15 protein-coding genes are annotated in these 20,411 nt (G+C 42.1%); 14 read left to right on the forward strand and 1 reads right to left on the reverse strand.

The features are described 5' to 3' along the window. Positions 1-255: 255 nt before the first annotated feature. Both ACHUET_RS00570 and ACHUET_RS00575 read left to right on the forward strand, forming a co-directional pair. A complete protein-coding gene (locus tag ACHUET_RS00570) occupies positions 256-789 on the forward strand; it encodes a type IV secretion protein Rhs (protein ID WP_394209801.1) in 534 nt (177 codons plus the stop codon). 153 nt (positions 790-942) lie between these two features. Further along, positions 943-1,839, forward strand: coding sequence for a hypothetical protein (locus tag ACHUET_RS00575; protein ID WP_394209803.1), 897 nt, complete (start codon positions 943-945; stop codon positions 1,837-1,839). A 131-nt stretch (positions 1,840-1,970) separates the two neighbouring features. On the opposite strand, the gene gltA is transcribed toward ACHUET_RS00575, so the two are convergent. After that, entirely contained in the window at positions 1,971-3,251 is a 1,281-nt protein-coding gene (gene gltA, locus ACHUET_RS00580) for a citrate synthase (protein WP_394209804.1), read from the reverse strand. 1,029 nt (positions 3,252-4,280) lie between these two features. On the opposite strand from gltA, the gene sdhC reads away from it, so the two are divergent. From sdhC to ACHUET_RS00640, 12 genes are all read left to right on the forward strand, one after another. Further along, positions 4,281-4,667, forward strand: coding sequence for a succinate dehydrogenase, cytochrome b556 subunit (gene sdhC / locus ACHUET_RS00585; protein WP_075105828.1), 387 nt, complete (start codon positions 4,281-4,283; stop codon positions 4,665-4,667). A 20-nt stretch (positions 4,668-4,687) separates the two neighbouring features. Next, positions 4,688-5,074, forward strand: coding sequence for a succinate dehydrogenase, hydrophobic membrane anchor protein (gene sdhD / locus ACHUET_RS00590; RefSeq protein ID WP_227511562.1), 387 nt, complete (start codon positions 4,688-4,690; stop codon positions 5,072-5,074). Positions 5,075-5,429: 355 nt separating this feature from the next. Continuing rightward, entirely contained in the window at positions 5,430-7,280 is a 1,851-nt protein-coding gene (sdhA, locus tag ACHUET_RS00595) for a succinate dehydrogenase flavoprotein subunit (RefSeq protein ID WP_371531693.1), read from the forward strand. Positions 7,281-7,493: 213 nt separating this feature from the next. Beyond that, positions 7,494-8,204, forward strand: coding sequence for a succinate dehydrogenase iron-sulfur subunit (locus ACHUET_RS00600; RefSeq protein WP_058023969.1), 711 nt, complete (start codon positions 7,494-7,496; stop codon positions 8,202-8,204). A gap of 952 nt (positions 8,205-9,156) precedes the next feature. Then, the gene (locus ACHUET_RS00605) at positions 9,157-12,042 is read left to right on the forward strand and encodes a 2-oxoglutarate dehydrogenase E1 component (RefSeq protein WP_394209807.1); all 2,886 of its coding nucleotides are present in this window, start codon (positions 9,157-9,159) and stop codon (positions 12,040-12,042) included. A gap of 155 nt (positions 12,043-12,197) precedes the next feature. Further along, positions 12,198-13,430: a 2-oxoglutarate dehydrogenase complex dihydrolipoyllysine-residue succinyltransferase gene (gene odhB, locus ACHUET_RS00610; RefSeq protein WP_394209809.1), complete on the forward strand. Its 1,233-nt coding sequence runs from the start codon at positions 12,198-12,200 to the stop codon at positions 13,428-13,430. A 253-nt stretch (positions 13,431-13,683) separates the two neighbouring features. Then, the gene (gene lpdA, locus ACHUET_RS00615; RefSeq protein WP_394209810.1) at positions 13,684-15,138 is read left to right on the forward strand and encodes a dihydrolipoyl dehydrogenase; all 1,455 of its coding nucleotides are present in this window, start codon (positions 13,684-13,686) and stop codon (positions 15,136-15,138) included. Between the two features lie 158 nt (positions 15,139-15,296). After that, positions 15,297-16,463, forward strand: a complete 1,167-nt coding sequence (sucC, locus tag ACHUET_RS00620) for an ADP-forming succinate--CoA ligase subunit beta (RefSeq protein WP_058023973.1) — start codon at positions 15,297-15,299, stop codon at positions 16,461-16,463. A gap of 98 nt (positions 16,464-16,561) precedes the next feature. Continuing rightward, positions 16,562-17,437, forward strand: a complete 876-nt coding sequence (gene sucD, locus ACHUET_RS00625; RefSeq protein WP_058023974.1) for a succinate--CoA ligase subunit alpha — start codon at positions 16,562-16,564, stop codon at positions 17,435-17,437. 116 nt (positions 17,438-17,553) lie between these two features. Then, positions 17,554-18,672 (forward strand): UDP-N-acetylglucosamine 2-epimerase, encoded by a 1,119-nt coding sequence (gene neuC / locus ACHUET_RS00630; RefSeq protein WP_394209811.1) that lies wholly within the window; start codon positions 17,554-17,556, stop codon positions 18,670-18,672. An 18-nt stretch (positions 18,673-18,690) separates the two neighbouring features. Continuing rightward, a complete protein-coding gene (locus ACHUET_RS00635; protein ID WP_394209813.1) occupies positions 18,691-19,368 on the forward strand; it encodes an acylneuraminate cytidylyltransferase family protein in 678 nt (225 codons plus the stop codon). Positions 19,369-19,370: 2 nt separating this feature from the next. Then, positions 19,371-20,411 (forward strand): N-acetylneuraminate synthase family protein, encoded by a 1,041-nt coding sequence (locus tag ACHUET_RS00640; RefSeq protein ID WP_394209815.1) that lies wholly within the window; start codon positions 19,371-19,373, stop codon positions 20,409-20,411.

A 20,411-nucleotide genomic window follows, 5' to 3' on the forward strand; every position in this document is an offset into this window, starting at 1 on the left:
TCGCCATGACAATGAGTATTAGACATCAGCAGTCAAAGTAGGCTAATTTATAAATAGGGTACTTGCTATAAACAATACACGCTAGGCTAACGCAAAAATATGTTAATGAAAGCTAACGAAGCGTATAGCTTATGTCCCCAGCACTTTAGTTTTAATGATTCATCCATATTAACGGTTCAATAGTAACCATCAGGATAATTGATCAAATATCATTTATTATCACCAGCCTAGCAAATATAAGGTATTACATTGACAATGTCTGGACAATCTCTCAAGCGTTTGCTTAATCGATATTCACGCAGCAGCGTAAAAAAGCAGCAGTCGCGTTGTCTGACAGTTGGTGAGATAGCGTTGGCGCGCTCGGTGTTTGGTGACAGTATCAGATTAGATGAAGTACGACTAAAAACCACCTGGTGGGTTCTCAAAAACTATGCGGTAAGTCCGAATGGTCATATTTACTTTAATCCAGCCGATTGGATCGATGATTTCAGTGCGGCCTCGCTGGGCAAGCAGAGCTGGCTCATCCACGAGCTCACTCACGTGTGGCAGCTACAGCAAGGATTGAAAGTCGTACGCGGTGCCCTTATCGATCGGCGATATGATTATGTACTAGAGACAGGCAAATCGTTTTTTAAATACGGGATTGAGCAGCAGGCGCGCATGGTTCAAGATTATTTTGTCCGTCGTCAGCGCGGACAGGACTGCCAAGATTTAGAGGCCTGCATACCATTTTTGACTGTGAATCCTCTCACTCAAATAAAAAGTGCTAATCACGCTTCTAACGCTTAGTTTTTGTCTGATATACGAGGTGAGCTACCAATCGATATTATGCTTCTATCATGACTGATAGGTCAGTAAGGTCTCTGACGGTAATCAAATAGCGCCATCCCGACACCATTTTAGCTTTTTATATTTTTGCTTTATTAAAGGATACGTACTCTCATGCTTCGACTTTTGCCAGTAAAGCCTAATATTGATACTTCTGCTAGCTCAGCTCTGGCTGCAGTAGCGCTAACGGGCGTACTATTTCTGACCGGCTGTCAGCAGCAAGCTGACGCACCGCCTGTACCAGATGAGACTCAAACAACTGAAAAAACAAGCGCAGAGGACAGTCAACCTATGCAGCAAAGTGATTCTGCTGCGGCGCGTATAGAGCAGTTTCAACCTATATACGTTGCGCAAGCGCAAGGGCTGCAGCGCCGACTACAAGCAGAGTATGAATCTCTTCAAGCGGCAGATGCTTCAGATAGCGAAGAGTCGCTATTACTCAATGAGGCGACTAACGATTCTGCCACTCTTACAGAAAATGCGAATGGCGCCAATTCCGAACCATTACCAGCTGATAGTCCAGTAGAAGCTAACGCTACCAGTGAGGAAGGTTTGGATGCAGAGATGAATACAAGTACCGAAGTGGGTGAGCGTGATCTGACTGTATTAAAGCGTATCAGTCTTGAGCCACGTAAGCCTATCATACTGACCGAAGAGCAGATCATTGAGCGCTATCAGCAAACGATGGCAGCGTTATATCAGCCTGTGACTACGCCACTCAGTGCAGAGGATTCTGATACGCTGATCAATATAGCGACCTTAGTACCTCAGCTGTTTGAACATGCAGAGATTGCAGGAAGGGTCAGTGCAAAAAGCCCCGCGCTGGCTCGGTTGATTATTCAGCATCAAGTATGGGAGCAAATAGAAGCGCAGCAAGTGGTTGATATGCAGCAAATGAAGCAACAACAGCAGCAAGAATTTGAAACGCTCATGTCCAAGTTCAACGATACTATTAAAGGATATGACGAGCAGATTGCTAAATATGAGCAGACTTTGAAAGAGTTTCAATAACGGTTTGAATGATACTCATAGTAACGAGTTTGCCAATAATTGGATGAAATGCATTCAAGAGTATCTATCCCAGAGCAATAAAAAATCCCGCACGATAGCGGGATTTTTTATTATAAAGATACTATTTTTGCTTACTTACGGTCTTCAACCTTGACAAAGTCACGGCGCGTTTCACCAGTATACAACTGACGTGGGCGACCGATCTTGTATGGGGCGCTGTGCATCTCTAACAAATGGCTGATCCAACCTGAGGTACGAGCCAATGCAAAGATTACCGTAAACATTGATGTTGGGATACCGATGGCTTTTAAGATAATACCAGAGTAAAAATCAACGTTTGGATATAGGTTACGCTCGATGAAGAACGGGTCTTCTAAAGCAATTTTTTCGAGTGCCATTGCCAATTCAAGCTTAGGATCGTTGATACCAAGTGCTTCTAATACCTCATCACAAGTCTCTTTCATGACTTTTGCACGTGGATCGAAGTTTTTGTAGACACGGTGACCAAAGCCCATTAGCTTCACTTCACGGCTTTTCACTTTTTCCATGAATTCAGGCACGTTTTCAACCGTACCGATTTCATCAAGCATCTCTAGTACAGCTTCGTTTGCGCCACCATGTGATGGACCCCAAAGGGCTGCAATACCAGCAGCGATACAGGCATAAGGGTTTGCACCGGTAGAACCTGCTAGGCGTACTGTTGACGTAGAGGCGTTTTGCTCATGATCAGCATGCAAAGTAAAGATTTTGTCCATTGCACGAGTGATGACGTCGTTCGTCTTATAGTCTACATCAGCAGGGGTTGCAAACATCATGTACAAGAAGTTCTCAGCGTAGCTAAAGTCGTTACGCGGATACATGAACGGTTCGCCTTGTGAGTATTTATAACTCATCGCCGCAAGCGTAGGCATCTTAGCAATCAAACGAATAGCTGTGATTTCACGATGCTCTTCGTTACTGAGGTCTAGGTTGTCATGATAGAACGCTGATAGCGCACCAACGACACCAACCATAATAGCCATTGGATGCGCGTCACGGCGGAAACCTTCAAAGAATTTACGCAATTGATCATGAACAGCCGTATGTTCACGAATTTTTTCAAAAAAATCTGCTTTTTGCTCAGCGTTAGGTAGGTCGCCATTTAGCAACGCATACGCCACTTCTAGGTATTCAGCATAGTTTGCTAACTCGTCAATAGGATAACCGCGATGCAATAATTCGCCTTTGCCACCATTGATATAAGTAATTTTTGATTCAACAGGAGCAGTTACTTTGAAACCAGGGTCATAAGACCAAAATCCTGATTCTTGCAAAGCAGCAACATCGATAACTGGGCGCCCTAAAGTACCTTCAATAATAGGAAGTTCGTATTCTTCACCATTCACGGTTAGTTTGGCATTAGTATCAGCCATAAATTGCTCTCCATTGTTTTTGATTTGTTAGAATAAAATTACTGCAGACGTACACCTCACGTCATCATTGGTCAAACGGTAGAATGTGCTTAACTCGTTTAATACGCAAGGTATATTAGCAGCAATTACTTGTGATTTGAAAAAACTTTTATTGACCGTGGGTCCAATTGGCACGGCCTAGCGGTGGTTGTTCGCTGTAATTTTTGTATCAAAATATGTCTGATTGGTTATTTTGCGCCAAACTTTCTGTTTATCAAAAATATTTACAACGTCAATATTGACGTTATATTTTTGGGTTTGTCGCAAAAACGCAACAGAATTTTCGTAAAAAACGAGGCTAAAAACAGACAGGGCATGAGTAGTAGACAAGTTGAGTGTCGATCATAATTGTCAGAGGTAAGCGTTTTCCACATTCAGTATTGCATATATCTATTCGTTTGTTAATTAAGTGTGTGTCTTTATTACTTCAGGGATAAATTTGTAATTATTGCCCAGTCATTTTATAATTGTAGGAATTAACTGGCACTAGCTTTGTGCGAATTGATAAGTGGTCATGATATAGTGTTGTCTAGAGCTTACTTTATACATGCTTATTTACGATTGTCTGGTGTTTTGATAAACCAAACCAAATTCTGTGGTTTAAATGTTCTTGTTAACCGCTCTATTTTTAGATGCTCAGCACCAGTATTTAGTGCTCAGCACAAGGTTTATTTTGATAGAAAAGACATATTAACGTTGTCTGGCTATTCATACGACCAATAAAAATAGACTGGTTAGTCGATCTTACTCATGTTTATTTTCTTTGTTGTATAATAGATAGGTTGTTTTGTAGGCCTGTCAGCTCGACAAGCGACACTAAACAGCTTATCAATACCTTATATACATGATTCTTTCTTCATATTTAGCACAAACTAAAAGAAGTCAGCTAGCTCTTCCTTACTTTATTCGTCTCGTGTGTTGCTCGATGCTCAACTGACACCATTTTTGTCAAGCGTTGATAGCAGATACAGGAGTATAACCGCAAAAAGGATGCCCGCTGTGAAAAGCAACCGACCTATTGATCTGCCTCTAAGCCAAGTGATTAGCGTTAATCGCTCACCGATCGCAATCGCCTCTATTTTGCATCGTATCTCTGGCATTATTTTATTCTTATTAATTCCTGTAATGCTGTGGCTATTACAGAACTCATTGGCATCGCCTGAGAGTTTTGAGACCGTATTTGACAACGTACTTGTGCGCTTTTTAGCATGGATATTTGTTGCCGCCATCGCATATCACTTCGTGATGGGTATCAAACATCTATTTGCTGATATGGGCATGAACGAAGAGCTAAAATCTGGCCGCACCGCCTCTATGGTCAGTTTTGTCATTGCAGCGATTTTAGTTGTCGCGTCATTTATATGGGTGATGTTCTAATGATTAAAAATGATTCAGGAATCAAAAGTGCTACTGGTCTGACAGGTTCAGGCTCACGCGATTGGATTATTCAGCGTATTAGTGCTGTTGTTTTAGCCGTTTATAGTGTGGTGTTGCTGGGCTTCTTTTTGACCCACGGCGATGTCACGTATCTTGAGTGGTCATCATTCATGACTAGCCTGCCAATGCGTTTATTCAGCTTAGTTGCTGTACTTGCACTAGCTGGCCATGCTTGGGTGGGAATGTGGACAGTATTTACTGACTATATTACGACAGGCAAACTGGGCTCAAGCGCAGCAGGCTTACGTTTAGTGCTACAGTCATTGATGATTATCGCTATTTTAGTATTTCTATTTTGGGGCATCATGATTTTTTGGGGTAACGGCTTTAGTGTCGTTGCTGTTTAATCATTGAGTGACCAGCTTTAATATTGATATAAGTATCTATATATAAAACGGATGCGCGCAGCTGGTATGTCAGCTGATAGAGTAGTTTAAAAGTGTCCGTTGATAGCCAAAAATAGTCATAGCATTGGACCAACAGCGCCACTATTTAGATTGTCGCTGAATGAGCAACAAGGTTGAGCGGGTTTGGTTCAGTATAACGATAGATATGCAAATTAAGTGGTCAAAGACTGTTATATCCTCTTCTTTAATAAGTGCATGTGATGGCCAGATAAAAGCCCTTAAACCTGCAGTAAGAAGATTTTAAAACACGCTTTTCATTTACTTATAAGCATTAACAGGCATTAGGAAAACCGTAATGGCAACTAGACAAGACAATACCATTAGTAATATTAAGACCCTAAACTACGATGCAGTTATCGTTGGTGGCGGTGGTTCAGGTATGCGCGCTTCATTGCACTTAGCGGAAGCGGGTATGAAGGTTGCAGTACTGACCAAAGTATTCCCAACACGTTCGCACACGGTTGCCGCTCAGGGTGGTATCGGTGCAAGTTTGGGCAACATGAGCAATGACAACTGGCACTTTCACTTTTACGATACCGTTAAAGGGTCAGATTGGTTAGGTGACCAAGACGCTATCGAGTATATGTGCCGTGAAGCGCCAAAGGTAGTCTATGAGCTTGAGCACATGGGCATGCCGTTTGACCGTAACGAAGATGGTACGATTTATCAGCGTCCATTCGGCGGTCACACGTCGAACTATGGCGAAAAAGCGGTACAACGTGCGTGCGCTGCTGCTGACCGTACAGGTCACGCATTGCTACACACGCTTTATCAGAAAAACTTAGAGCAAGGTACTGAGTTCTTTATCGAGTGGATCGCGCTTGACTTGATCAAAGACGAAGCGGGTAACATCAACGGTGTTATCGCCCTCGAGCAAGAGACAGGTACGGTTGCGGTATTCCAAGCACCAGTGACTGTCCTAGCTACAGGTGGTGCAGGTCGTATCTTTGCCGCGTCTACTAACGCTTATATCAACACTGGTGACGGTATTGGTATGGCAGTTCGCGCTGGTATCCCACTACAGGATATGGAGTTCTGGCAATTCCATCCAACGGGCGTTCATGGTGCAGGTGTACTATTGACTGAAGGTTGCCGCGGCGAAGGCGCTATCTTGCGTAACAAAGATGGCGAAGCTTTCATGGAGCGTTATGCGCCAACCGTAAAAGATTTGGCACCACGTGATCTCGTATCGCGCTCTATGGACCAAGAAATCAAAGAAGGTCGTGGTTGTGGCCCTAATGCCGACCATATCGTCATGGACATGACGCATTTAGGTGTCGACACTATCATGAAGCGTCTACCGTCAGTATTTGAGATCGGTAAAAACTTCGCCAACGTTGATATTACTAAAGAACCTATTCCAGTTATCCCAACCATTCACTATATGATGGGTGGTATTCCAACCACTATCCATGGTCAGGTAATCGTACCGGATCTAGAAGCGGGTACTGACGAAGACGGTTTATATGCTAATGGTAACGTCGTTAAAGGCCTATATGCTATTGGTGAGTGCGCTTGTGTGAGTGTACACGGTGCCAACCGTTTAGGTACTAACTCACTACTTGACTTGGTCGTGTTTGGTCGTGCTGCTGGTAAGCACATCGTTGATGAGTTCCATCAAAACGATCATAACTACAAACCACTTGATCCGCATGTACTTGATATCACGGTTGGTCGTTTAGACAAATTGCAGCAATCAACGTCAGGCTACAACGCACAAGACGTGGCTGATGAGATTCGTGCCACCATGCAGACACATGCCAGTGTATTCCGTACGCAAGCCATGATGGATGAAGGCGTTGAGAAAATCTTAGCGCTGGGTGAGAAAGTCGAACAAATCCATTTGGGTGATAAATCACAAGTCTTCAACACTGCTCGTATCGAAGCGTTTGAAGTGGCAAACCTATACGAAGTAGCAAAAGCGACGATGGTATCAGCCGCTAGTCGCCACGAAAGTCGCGGCGCGCATAGTGTCTCTGATTATGATCGTCCAGAAGATGATGACTATGCACCAAACGGCCGTAATGACCACGATTGGATGAAGCATACTTTATGGTATTCTGAAGGCAACCGTATCATTTACAAACCAGTTCGCAAAGTGCCACTGACAGTTGACTATATCGAACCAAAAGTTCGCGTCTATTAATTTTAGACTATGTGCTCGATATAAACAGAAAGCTTAAACGTTTTATCCCTTATTAATTTATTAAAAAGGTGACCGCCAGCTACATGCTCATAGGAGTGCTACTAGGCTATTAATTGATATTCGATATTTGATTATCAGTAGTGATTAATAGCTAGCACTCACATGTTGCAATCTTTGTATGCCCGCCATCACCTACGTGTGGAGTTTAGCATTATGAGCCGAGGTACTCGCACCATCGAAATCTATCGCTACGATCCTGATGTGGACGCAGCCCCACGCATGCAAACTTATACGATTGAATTACTTGATTCAGATCGTATGTTGCTTGACGTGCTATTACGCCTAAAGAAAGAAGATGAAACAATCACTTTCCGCCGCTCTTGCCGCGAAGGTATTTGTGGTTCTGATGGCATGAACATCAACGGCAAAAATGGTCTAGCATGTCTAATCAACATGAACACGCTACCAGAAAAAGTAACCGTTCGTCCGTTACCTGGTTTGCCAGTGGTTCGTGACTTGGTTGTTGATATGAACCAATTCTACGAGCAATACGAAAAAGTACATCCGTACTTGATTAATGATCAGCCAGCACCGCCAACTGAGCGATTACAGTCTCCTGCTGAGCGTGAAAAGTTAAATGGTCTGTATGAGTGTATTCTGTGTGCATGCTGCTCAACGAGCTGCCCATCTTTTTGGTGGAACCCTGATAAGTTCTTAGGTCCATCAGCATTGCTACATGCGTATCGCTTTGTTGCTGATAGCCGTGATGGTGACACGCAAGCACGTTTGGCGCGTTTAGACGATCCGTTTAGTCTGTTCCGTTGCCGCGGTATCATGAACTGTGTGTCAGTTTGTCCAAAAGGCTTGAACCCAACCAAAGCAATCGGTCATTTACGTAATATGTTGATTGATCAAGCTGGTTAATGGTTTGTAATTGTCTTGATTATTATTTATGGCACAAAAAAACACCACCTATTCGTTAGGTGGTGTTTTTGTTAGTCAAAATCACTGATTATAGTAGTGTTAATTTTCTGCTCACTATTATTCGAAGTGGGCTTCTGTTGGTAGCGATGAACAATCCTGCCGGATAGGTAGAACAAGAAGCCTAGTACACTGGTGAATAATAGGACGTTAGTCTATCCGTAAATCTGTATGGGCGATACGTTGGTCATATGTAAGAAGACATATTATATAAACAGTCAATCTATACAATCAGATACACGTAAAGTTTGGTATAATTGCATCCAGAATTTGATCAAATATTGCGAAGTTTGTTTCCAATGCATTAGAAGTAGCGTCTATACGGGCTATTGCATTAATACAATAAAACGTTATGTATACAATAACGATGCTTCTATAATTGATAATAGATATTCATTACGTAAATACTTAGTATTGAACAAACAAACTATATCGCAAAAAACGCTCATGATATTCTATACAGCAATGTATGTTTCTCTGAAACGATAAGATTTGTTAGCAAATAGCGGATATTTCAGCGATAATAGCCAGTTTATAGGCTAGCTGAAAGATTAACCATTTATTAATAATTTATCATTGATGAATTGGTTATGGCTAAAAGAAGTATATATAAATTAATGTTGTGAAACGAGCCAGATCAGAAAACTGAGTATTCACAAATAAATTTATTTTTAACATAGGTGTTGCAATAAGACTTGTTATCACTATTTAGCATTACTTGCTCTTTTAGACAATGACAGCAATATTCTATAGTGACGGCAATACTTAGGGATAAAAGTGTTTTATCGAACCGTATTCAATGGGGTATGACGAATTGTCTGAACGCCTAGCATACAACGACTGACACCATAATAAGCACGATTCCATTCATTTATCTATCAAATAGACGATTATTATGAATAGTATAACCAAAGAAAAAGCGGACCAAGGACATACTGAACTGGCCGCCGATAATGCCAGCTATATAGAAGCTCTTTATGAGCAATACCTAACGGACCCTGATAGTGTTGACACAGATTGGCAAGCGTACTTCGAACAGTACAAATCGTCAAACGATGCTCAGCATAATGCTATTAAAGACCAATTTTTGTTACTTGCTCGCAATCAAACGGCGAACAAATCTAGTAACGAAAGTACCGGTACAAGTAGTAGCAATTCAGATAACTGTACTGATCCAAAGCAAATGGGTGTACAGCAACTCATCTCCGCATATCGCCGCCGTGGTCACCGCCGCGCCAAGCTAGACCCATTAGATTTACATCCACGTGCAGAAGTGGAAGATCTGACTCTAGCTTATCACAACCTATCAGAAGCCGACCTTGATACTGTATTCCCAACCAATGATTTGGTGATCGGTAAAGATGAAGCGCCATTGCGTGAAATTATCGAGATCATGGAGCGTGTTTACTGCCGCCATATTGGTATTGAATATATGCATGTAACCACCAGCACTGAAAAACGCTGGATGGAAGAGTATGTAGAAAGCAATCTGGGCTATATCAAGTTTGACAAAGAAAAGCGTTTGTCTATCCTTGAGCGTCTAACAGCGGCCGAAGGTTTAGAAAAATATTTGGCGCGTAAATATACAGGCGTTAAGCGTTTTGGTCTAGAAGGTGGTGAGAGTTTCATACCTGCAGTCAATGAAATCATCCAACGTGCTGGTGGCTATGGCACAAAAGAGATGGTCATTGGTATGGCTCACCGTGGACGTCTAAACTTGTTGGTCAATATTTTGGGCAAAAACCCTGCAGACTTGTTTGATGAGTTTGACGGTAAAGTGCAGCCAGAAAAAGGCTCAGGCGACGTTAAGTATCACAATGGTTTTTCATCTAACGTGATGACACCAGGTGGTGAAGCGCATTTGGCTTTAGCATTTAACCCGTCGCATCTTGAAATTGTTGCACCAGTATTACAAGGCTCAGTACGTGCACGCCAAGTGCGCCGTAATGATCAGCCGTCATTGGACAACACTGGTGGCAACTCAGTATTACCGATTGTTATCCATGGTGATGCGGCTTTTGCTGGTCAGGGTGTGGTTCAAGAAACCTTCCAAATGTCACAGACGCGTGCTTATACCACTGGCGGTACTGTACATATCGTAATCAATAACCAAGTTGGCTTTACCACTAGCCGCCAAGAAGATGTTCGTTCAACCGAATATTGTACTGATGTGGCAAAAATGGTACATGCACCAATCCTACACGTAAATGGTGATGACCCTGAGTCAGTCGTTTTCGCGGCTCAATTAGCCTTAGACTATCGTCATCAGTTTGATAAAGACATCATTATTGACTTGTTCTGCTACCGTCGCAACGGTCACAACGAGGCAGATGAGCCTTCAGCAACTCAGCCACTAATGTATGCGGTTATTAAGAAGCTTCCGACTACTCGTACCCTTTATGCACAAAAGCTCATTGCAGAAGGTATCTTAAATGCTGAAGAAGAAAAGCAGTATGAAGATAATTATCGTGAATCTTTAGACCGTGGTGATTACGTTGTTAGCTCACTGGTTCAAGAACCTAACGAGCAGTTATTTGTAGATTGGAAGCCTTATCTAGGTCATGACTTGGTTGACGATTGGGATACCAGTGTTAATATCGAAAAGCTTAAAGGTTATGGACGCCGTATGGCTGAGATGCCAGAAGGCTATAAGCTACAGCGTCAGGTTCAAAAGGTTGTTGAGCAGCGTTTAGCGATGCAAACAGGCGAAGAGCCTCTTAACTGGGGTGCAGCTGAGACATTAGCCTATGCATCATTAGTTGATAACGATGATGTCTTAGTACGTATTACTGGCGAAGATGTCGGTCGTGGTACATTCTCACATCGTCATACTGAAATCTACAATGTTAATGATGGCAGCATGTATGTGCCACTTGCTCATTTGAGCGAAAAACAAGCACGTTTCGCTACTTACAACTCGTTGTTGTCAGAAGAAGCGGTATTGGCCTTTGAATATGGCTATGCTACGACAGTACCGAACGCCTTGATCGTTTGGGAAGCTCAGTTTGGTGACTTTGTGAACGGTGCTCAAGTCGTCATTGACCAGTTTATTTCAAGTGGTGAGACCAAGTGGCAGCGTGTTTGTGGTTTGACTATGTTGTTACCGCATGGTTTTGAAGGTCAAGGCCCTGAGCATTCATCTGCTCGCCTTGAGCGCTTTTTACAGCTATGTGCTGAAGACAATATGCAAGTCATCACGCCAACGACTCCTGCACAGATCTATCATGCCTTGCGTCGTCAAGCGGTACGTCCGATCCGTAAGCCTTTGATCGTCATGTCACCTAAGAGCTTATTGCGTCATAAGCTGGCAACTTCTCATTTAGAAGAGCTTGCTAACGGTAAGTTTGAAACGGTATTGCCAGAGATGGACGATCACAACGCAGATAAAGTGACTCGTATGGTGCTATGTGGTGGTAAAGTTTATTACGATCTATTAGAACAGCGTCGTGCATTAGGTCTCGATCATGTTGCTATCGTTCGTATCGAGCAGCTATATCCGCTACCAGAGCAACGTTTGGTCGCTGAGATCGAAAAATACAGTAACTTGACCGAGATTGTATGGACGCAAGAAGAGCCATTGAATCAAGGCGCTTGGTACTACTTAGCACCGCATATGTTCCGTATCGTTGTACCACATCCAACCAAAGCAAAAGTTATGGAGCCCGTGGCACGTCCTGCTAGTGCAGCACCTGCAACAGGATCTCCAAAACTGCATGCACAGCAGCAACAAGCATTAATTGCTGGTGGTCTTGGTATCAGTGTTGATGAGTTGTCTCAGTAACAGATTATCTAATCGAAAGACTATAGAAGATAAATGAATCAGGCGATGGCAGTCAGTATCTTTTAGTACAATCTAAGCAGCATCACTAGAATGCTACTGACTGCCTATCACGACTTAATAATAAGTATGAATATCCAAATCTAAGGAGTATATCGATGGCTGACATCAAAGCCCCCGTTTTTCCAGAATCGGTTGCCGATGGCACAATCGTTGAATGGCATGTCACTGAAGGTCAACAAGTTAGCCGTGACGACCTATTAGCTGAAATCGAAACTGATAAAGTGGTACTAGAAGTTGTCGCACCTGATGATGGTGTATTGACTAAAATCGTTAAGCAAGTTGACGATACCGTATTGTCTGACGAGTTGATTGCACAGTTCGAAGCCGGTGCAAGTGCAGGCGATGCAGCACCAGCTGCAGAGCAGTCAGCTGCTCCAGCACAAGAAAAGCAAGCGGCTGATGGTGGCGAACCAGTACAAGTCACTGACAAAAAAGACGAAGCAGAGCACAAAGATCAAAGCCCAGCAGTCCGTAAAGCAGCAAAAGAGTCTGGCGTTGATCCTAAAGAAGTTGAAGGTAGTGGCCGCGGTGGTCGTGTCACCAAAACTGATATGGCTAACCCAACATTGAAATCAGACAGCAGCATCAAGTCTGACAACGGTCGTCCAGTTGCCGAATCGATGGGTGAGCGTACTGAAAAACGCGTACCAATGACTCGTCTTCGTAAGCGTGTTGCTGAGCGTCTATTATCAGCATCACAAGATACAGCGATGTTGACGACGTTTAACGAAGTGAACATGAAGCCATTGATGGACATGCGCGCTAAGTACAAAGAGAAATTCGAAAAGCGTCATGGTGTACGTTTAGGATTTATGTCATTGTTCGTAAAAGCAGCGACAGAAGCACTAAAACGCTTCCCAGCAGTAAACGCTTCACTAGATGGCGATGATATTGTTTATCATGGTTTTTATGATATCGGTGTAGCCGTATCATCAGACCGCGGTCTGGTTGTTCCAGTACTACGTGATACTGATCGCATGAGCATGGCTGACATTGAAAGCACTATCCGTGAGTTTGGCGGTAAAGCACAGCAAGGTAAGCTTGGTCTAGAAGACATGACTGGCGGTACTTTCACTATCTCTAACGGTGGTGTATTTGGTTCATTGATGTCAACACCTATCTTGAACCCACCACAAACTGCTATCCTAGGTATGCATGCGATCAATGATCGCCCAATGGCAGTTGATGGTAAAGTTGAAATCCTACCAATGATGTACCTAGCGCTATCTTATGACCATCGCATGATCGATGGTAAAGAAGCGGTACAGTTCCTAGTAACTATCAAAGAGTTGGTCGAAGACCCAGCTATGTTGTTACTAGACTTGTAAGCTTCTAAGCTTGTATTGGCAACCGCTAATACAAGCTTTTTAGCTTTGGTACAGACAATAGCTCTACCTGATAAGCAGCAATTGATTTGCTGCTAATTATATTAAAAAAAATTTAATAATGGTGACTTGCTATTGACAAGTGAGTCTATCTCATTGACATAGTGTATTAACTATTCAGTGTAGATAATTCTGATCTATCAGCGAGACAAAAACCAGTTTAAATGACACATACAATTAAAAATAGGAACGTACTATGAAAGACAATTATGATTTAGTCGTCATCGGCGGCGGTCCTGGTGGTTACGAAGCAGCGATTCGTGCAGGCCAGCTCGGTATGAGTGTTGCTTGTATCGAAAAGCGCGTTTATAAAGGCGAGCCAGCACTTGGCGGTACTTGCTTAAACGTTGGTTGTATCCCATCAAAAGCCCTACTTGACAGCTCACATCGTTATGAAGCAACTAAGCATGACCTTGATGAGCACGGTATCAGTACTGGCGACGTTGCCATCGATATTGAGCAAATGATTGCTCGTAAAGAAGGTATCGTTAAGCAGTTGACTGGCGGTGTTGCAGCCTTGTTAAAAGGCAATGGCGTTGATTGGTTACAAGGCTGGGGTACGCTAGTTGATGGTAAAGGCGCTGACAAAAAAGTTAAATTTACTGCTCTAGAAGACGAAAGCGAAACGACGATCACTGCTAAGAATGTTATTCTTGCGGCAGGTTCTGTGCCTATCGAGATTCCTGTTGCCAAAACTGACGGTGACCGCATTGTTGATTCAACTGGCGCGCTTGATTTCACCTCAGTTCCTAAGCGTCTAGGCGTTATCGGTGCTGGTGTTATCGGTCTTGAGCTTGGTTCAGTATGGCGCCGTCTAGGTGCAGAAGTGGTTGTATATGAGGCACTTCCTAGCTTCTTAGCTGCTGCTGACAAAGACATCTCAAAAGAAGCCGGCAAAATGCTGAAGAAGCAAGGTCTTGATATCCGCGTTGATACCAAAGTAACCAATGCTGAAGTACAAGGTGACCAAGTTGTCGTCACTAGCGAAAGCAATGGCGAATCGAGCGAGGAGAGCTTTGATAAGCTAATCGTTTGTGTTGGTCGTCGTGCTTATTCTGAAAAGCTACTTGGTGAGGATAGCGGTATCACGTTGACTGAACGTGGCCTTATCGATGTTAACGACCAGTGCAAAACCAACCTTGATGGCGTGTATGCTATCGGTGATTTGGTCCGTGGTCCTATGCTTGCGCATAAAGCAATGGAAGAGGGCATGATGGCTGTTGAGCGTATTCATGGCGAAAAACCTCAAGTTAACTATGACACTATCATCAATGTCATTTATACTCACCCAGAAATCGCATGGGTAGGTTTGACTGAGCAAGAAGCTGAAGAAGCTGGCTATGAAGTTAAAACAGGTTCTTTCAACTTGGCTGCTAACGGTCGTGCATTAGCGCAAAGTGAAGCGCAAGGTTCTATCAAAGTAGTCGCTGATGCGAAAACAGATCGTCTATTAGGTATGCATGCTATCTCTGCTGGTGCTGGTGATATCGTTCATCAAGGTATGATCGCGATGGAATTTGTTTCTAGCATCGAAGACTTGCAGTTGATGACGTTTGCGCATCCAACGATTTCAGAAGCAGTGCATGAAGCTGCGCTATCTGCAGATGGCCGTGCTATTCACGCTATCCAGCGTAAAAAGCGTAAGAAATAAGCAGTTGCTCGTTTAGTTATTATCGATTTACAACCTGATTGGGGTATCGCTATTTTGGTGATGCCACAATCATGAGTGCGTCAGACGTATGATTCATATGTATATGTACGCACTTGATTTCACTTTTTATTAATTGTAAAAAATAAAGGATACAATCAATGAATTTACATGAGTATCAAGCAAAAGAGCTATTAAAAAGCTACGGATTGCCAATTCAAGAAGGCATCATCGCTCATAATGGCGACGAAGCTGCTGCAGCTTTTGATAAAACCCCAACTGACATTGCGGTAATTAAAGCGCAAGTACATGCTGGTGGTCGCGGTAAAGCGGGTGGCGTAAAGCTGGTTAAAACTCGTGAAGAAGCCAAGCAAGTTGCTGAAGAACTGATCGGTACTAACCTAGTAACGTTCCAAACTGATGCTGATGGTCAGCCAGTCAACTTCGTATTGGTTGCAGAAGATATGTATCCAGTACAAACTGAGCTATATCTTGGCGCTGTTGTTGATCGTGCGACTCGTCGTGTAACCTTCATGGCATCTACCGAAGGCGGCGTAGATATCGAAGAAGTAGCACACAACACCCCAGAAAAAATCTTCAAAGTACACGTTGATCCTTTAGTTGGTTTAATGCCTTTCCAAGCACGTGACGTTGCGTTCAAACTTGGCCTTGAAGGCAAGCAAATCAACCAATTCGTTAAATTGATGACTGGTGCTTATAAAGCATTTGTTGAAAACGACTTTGCATTGATGGAAATTAACCCATTAGCGGTTCGTGAAAATGGCGAAATCGTTTGTGTTGATGGCAAAATCGGCATCGACTCAAACGCCCTATATCGTCTGCCAAAAATCGCAGCGCTACAAGATAAAACTCAAGAAAATGAGCGCGAGCTTAAAGCGGCTGAGTTTGACCTAAACTATGTTGCTCTAGAAGGCAACATCGGTTGTATGGTTAACGGCGCTGGTCTTGCCATGGCGACCATGGACATCATCAAACTGTATGGCGGCAAGCCTGCTAACTTCTTGGACGTTGGCGGCGGCGCAACCAAAGATCGCGTTGTTGAAGCGTTCAAAATTATCCTTGAAGACAGCAGTGTTGAAGGCGTTCTAATCAACATCTTCGGCGGCATCGTACGCTGTGACATGATCGCAGAAGCGATTATTGCTGCAGTAAAAGAAGTTGATGTGCAAGTTCCTGTGGTCGTGCGTTTAGAAGGTAATAACGCTGAGAAAGGCGCGCAGATCCTAGAAGAGTCAGGTCTAAAACTGATCTCAGCTCAAGGTCTTTCTGACGCCGCGCAAAAAATTGTCGACGCTGTTAAAGCGTAATAGCCAAAGCGTAATGACGGCAGTGGTATATTGAAAGGCTAATGACAGCCGACGCATGCTGCCATCATTACAAGACAACCGAATACAAGGAAAATATAATGAGTGTATTAATCGATAAAGATACCAAAGTATTGGTACAAGGTTTCACTGGTAAAAACGGTACGTTCCATTCAGAACAAGCCATCGAATACGGTACTAAAGTAGTTGGCGGCGTAACCCCAGGTAAAGGCGGTCAAACGCACCTAGGCTTACCAGTGTTTAACACAATGGCAGAAGCCATGGAAGCGACTCAAGCTGACGCTTCTGTTATCTATGTACCAGCACCATTTGTACTAGACTCTATCGTTGAAGCCATCGATGCTGGCGTTAAGTTGATCGTTGTGATCACTGAAGGCGTACCAACTATCGATATGCTAAAAGCAAAACGCTATCTTGAAGAAGCGGGCGATGTGCGTTTGGTTGGTCCTAACTGCCCAGGTGTTATCACGCCAGGCGAATGCAAAATCGGTATCATGCCAGGCCACATTCATCAGCCAGGTAAAGTGGGCATTATCTCACGCTCTGGTACATTGACTTATGAAGCCGTCGCTCAGACTACTAAGCTTGGTTTTGGTCAGTCAACGTGTATCGGTATCGGTGGTGATCCTATCCCTGGTATGAACCAGATTGACGCGTTAAAACTGTTTGAAGCAGATCCACAAACTGAAGCAATCATCCTAATCGGTGAGATTGGTGGTACTGCTGAAGAAGAAGCTGCTGCTTACATCAAAGACCATGTGACTAAGCCAGTTGTTGGTTATATCGCTGGTGTTACCGCTCCAGAAGGCAAGCGTATGGGTCATGCTGGCGCTATCATCTCTGGTGGTCAAGGTACTGCTGAAGAGAAATTCAAAGCATTTGAAGACGCTGGTATCGCGTATACACGTGACCCATCTAAGCTTGGTGATAAACTAAAAGAAGTTACTGGCTGGTAAGAGTAAAATAGACATTAGCCTACAGTTAAACTACCAAAACTATATTGAAATATGACTAAGACACCCCTACAATGGGGTGTCTTTTTTTGATCATATCATTCGGTGAATTTATAACAATGAAGAAAATATTATTTGTGACAGGTACACGAGCCGATTTTGGCAAAATCAAAAGCTTAATGGATAAAGTTGAAAGTATGGAAAACTTTGAACTTCATGTATTAGTTACAGGTATGCATATGATGAAGCTATATGGTTCAACATTTAATGAGGTAAAAAAGCAAAACTATAAAAATAGCTATCTTATTTCTAATCAGCACACTGATGAGCCTATGTGTTCTGTATTATCAAATACAATTAGTATTATTTCTAGGCTGGTGAATTCTATAGATCCAGAGATGATAGTTGTACATGGAGATAGAATAGAAGCATTGGCAGGTGCTACAGTAGGAGCTCTTAATCATATTCGTGTGTGTCATATAGAAGGTGGTGAGTTATCTGGAACTATTGATGATTCTATAAGGCACTCTATCACCAAATTATCCCATATTCATATGGTTGCTAATGATGAAGCTAAGCAAAGATTATTACAAATGGGAGAGAACAAAAATACTATTTTCATCATAGGTTCTCCAGATTTAGATATTATGGAATCAAATGCTTTACCTAGTTTAGAGGAAGCCAAGAATCATTACGAAATTGATTTTGAAAGCTATGGCATAGTGATGTTTCATCCTGTAACTAGTGAAGAGAAAGATATTCATAGATATACAGAAAATTTATTCAAAGCACTTGATGATTCAAGTAAAAAATACGTAGTTATTTATCCAAATAATGATCCTGGCAGTTTAAAAATACTTGATGTAATTGAAAAGTATAAAGCACATACAAACTTTAGGGTTTTTCCGTCAATTAATTTTGAGTCATTCTTAGTACTGTTAAAGAATTCAGAGTTCATAATAGGAAACTCTAGTGCTGGTGTTAGAGAAGCGCCTTTTTATGGATTACCAAGTATAAATATAGGTACAAGACAAAATTCTCGTTTTAGAGGACCTTCAGTATTAGATTGTAGTTATTCGGAAGAGGATATTAAAAATGCGCTAGGCCAGCTTGATAAGCTCGATGTTGAAAAATCGACTTGGTTCGGTAAAGGCAATAGTACTGAGTTATTTGAGTCTCATATTAATAGTGAAAGAATGTGGAATATTCCTGTTCAGAAAGTTTTTGTAGACCTTTAGGGATAGGAGTAACTTCAGATGTCCTATGTAGCAGTTATACCCGCCCGTGGTGGTTCAAAAGGTGTTAAAGATAAAAATCTGCAGTTGGTAGGTGGTATTTCTTTATTAGGGAGGGCTATCATCTCTGCTAATAGTATACCTAATATTGGTAGAGTGATTGTTTCTACTGATTCTGAAATTATTAAAGAGGAGGCTTTAGCTTATAAAGCTGAAGTGCACAAAAGGCGCGATTTGACCTCATCAGATAATGCGAAAACTATCGATGTTATAAAAGATGTATATTGTGATATGAATTTATCTGATGAGGTGTGTATACTTTTACAACCTACTAGCCCGCTACGCCGGATTAATGATATACAAGGTTGTATAAATGAATTTGAACATGATCAGTCTGTAAATTCTGTCATATCAGTGACATTATGTGAGCATCACCCTTATAAAGTTGTTGTCCAAGATAATAATGGTGAAATGATAGCTATACGCGATATGTCAGATTTAGAAGCACCAAGACAAAAGCTACCAAAAGCATTACGCATTAATGGGGCTATTTATATCGTTTCTTTCAAAAATTTGATTGAAAATGAATCTTTCTTTTGTCACCCTATGAAGTTTTTTGAAATGGGCGAAGATGAATCTATCGATATTGATAGCTATAGAGATCTAGAGAGAGCAAATTTAATTATTAAAGGTAAATGATTATGAAACCGAGTTTTAAAATTGGAAATCGTGATATTGGTTATGACTTTGAACCATTAGTTATTGCGGAAATAGGCATTAACCATGAAGGCTCCTTAGAGGTTGCTAAAGAAATGGTAGATGCTGCTCATCGAGCGGGTGCAGAAATGGTAAAGCATCAAACTCATGTAGTAGAAGATGAAATGTCTGAAGAAGCTAAGTCTGTAATTCCAGGTAATGCGGATGTTTCTATCTACGAAATTATGGAACGATGTGCATTAAATGAAGAAGATGAGATTGCTCTCAAGGAATATATTGAGTCTAAAGGAATGCTCTTTATCAGTACGCCTTTTTCTAGAGAAGCAGCTTATCGTCTTAAACGTATGAATGTAGAGGCTTATAAAATAGGATCTGGTGAATGTAATAACTATCCCTTAATTAAGCTTGTTGCCTCTTTTGGCAAGCCTGTTATTTTATCTACAGGCATGAATAGTATTGATAGCATCCGTAAATCTGTAGAAATATTAGAAGCAGCAAAGGTTCCTTATTCTTTATTACATTGTACTAATGTTTATCCAACTCCATATGAATTAGTACGTTTAGGGGCATTAGATGAACTAGAAAAAGCATTTCCTAATGCTGTAATAGGTCTATCAGATCACTGTGTAGATAACTATGCTTGCTTAGGGGCTGTAGCTTTAGGAGCTAGTGTACTAGAGCGTCATTTTACTGATAGCTTCGACAGAGCTGGTCCAGATATCAACTGCTCTATGGATTCTGATGGTATGGCTGATCTTATTAAAGGAAGTAAGGCTATTGCCAAAGCTCGTGGTGGTTCTAAAGGAGCTGTTACTGAAGAAAAATCAACTATCGATTTTGCATTTGCTTCTGTAGTGGCTTATACAGATATTAAGGCAGGTGAAACATTAACTGAAGAAAATCTTTGGGTACGTCGGCCTGGAACAGGAGATTTCCTAGTAGATCAGTATGACTCATTAATTGGTAAAGTAGCTCAGACTGATATTAGTAAAGGCGAGCAGCTGAAAAAGTCTCAAGTGAGCTAA

The sequence above is a fragment of the Psychrobacter piscatorii genome (assembly GCF_043641605.1).
Classification (GTDB): Bacteria; Pseudomonadota; Gammaproteobacteria; order Pseudomonadales; family Moraxellaceae; genus Psychrobacter; species Psychrobacter piscatorii_C.

Excerpts from the sequence above, each read along its gene's own strand:
- lpdA (WP_394209810.1), top strand. The coding sequence starts at position 13,684 with ATGAAAGACAATTATGATTTAGTCGTCATCGGCGGCGGTCCTGGTGGT.
- neuC (WP_394209811.1), top strand. The coding sequence starts at position 17,554 with ATGAAGAAAATATTATTTGTGACAGGTACACGAGCCGATTTTGGCAAA.
- sdhC (WP_075105828.1), top strand. The coding sequence starts at position 4,281 with ATGCCCGCTGTGAAAAGCAACCGACCTATTGATCTGCCTCTAAGCCAA.
- ACHUET_RS00600 (WP_058023969.1), top strand. The coding sequence starts at position 7,494 with ATGAGCCGAGGTACTCGCACCATCGAAATCTATCGCTACGATCCTGAT.
- ACHUET_RS00570 (WP_394209801.1), top strand. The coding sequence starts at position 256 with ATGTCTGGACAATCTCTCAAGCGTTTGCTTAATCGATATTCACGCAGC.
- sdhA (WP_371531693.1), top strand. The coding sequence starts at position 5,430 with ATGGCAACTAGACAAGACAATACCATTAGTAATATTAAGACCCTAAAC.
- gltA (WP_394209804.1), bottom strand. The coding sequence starts at position 3,251 with ATGGCTGATACTAATGCCAAACTAACCGTGAATGGTGAAGAATACGAA.
- ACHUET_RS00575 (WP_394209803.1), top strand. The coding sequence starts at position 943 with ATGCTTCGACTTTTGCCAGTAAAGCCTAATATTGATACTTCTGCTAGC.
- ACHUET_RS00640 (WP_394209815.1), top strand. The coding sequence starts at position 19,371 with ATGAAACCGAGTTTTAAAATTGGAAATCGTGATATTGGTTATGACTTT.
- sucC (WP_058023973.1), top strand. The coding sequence starts at position 15,297 with ATGAATTTACATGAGTATCAAGCAAAAGAGCTATTAAAAAGCTACGGA.
- odhB (WP_394209809.1), top strand. The coding sequence starts at position 12,198 with ATGGCTGACATCAAAGCCCCCGTTTTTCCAGAATCGGTTGCCGATGGC.
- sucD (WP_058023974.1), top strand. The coding sequence starts at position 16,562 with ATGAGTGTATTAATCGATAAAGATACCAAAGTATTGGTACAAGGTTTC.
- ACHUET_RS00635 (WP_394209813.1), top strand. The coding sequence starts at position 18,691 with ATGTCCTATGTAGCAGTTATACCCGCCCGTGGTGGTTCAAAAGGTGTT.
- ACHUET_RS00605 (WP_394209807.1), top strand. The coding sequence starts at position 9,157 with ATGAATAGTATAACCAAAGAAAAAGCGGACCAAGGACATACTGAACTG.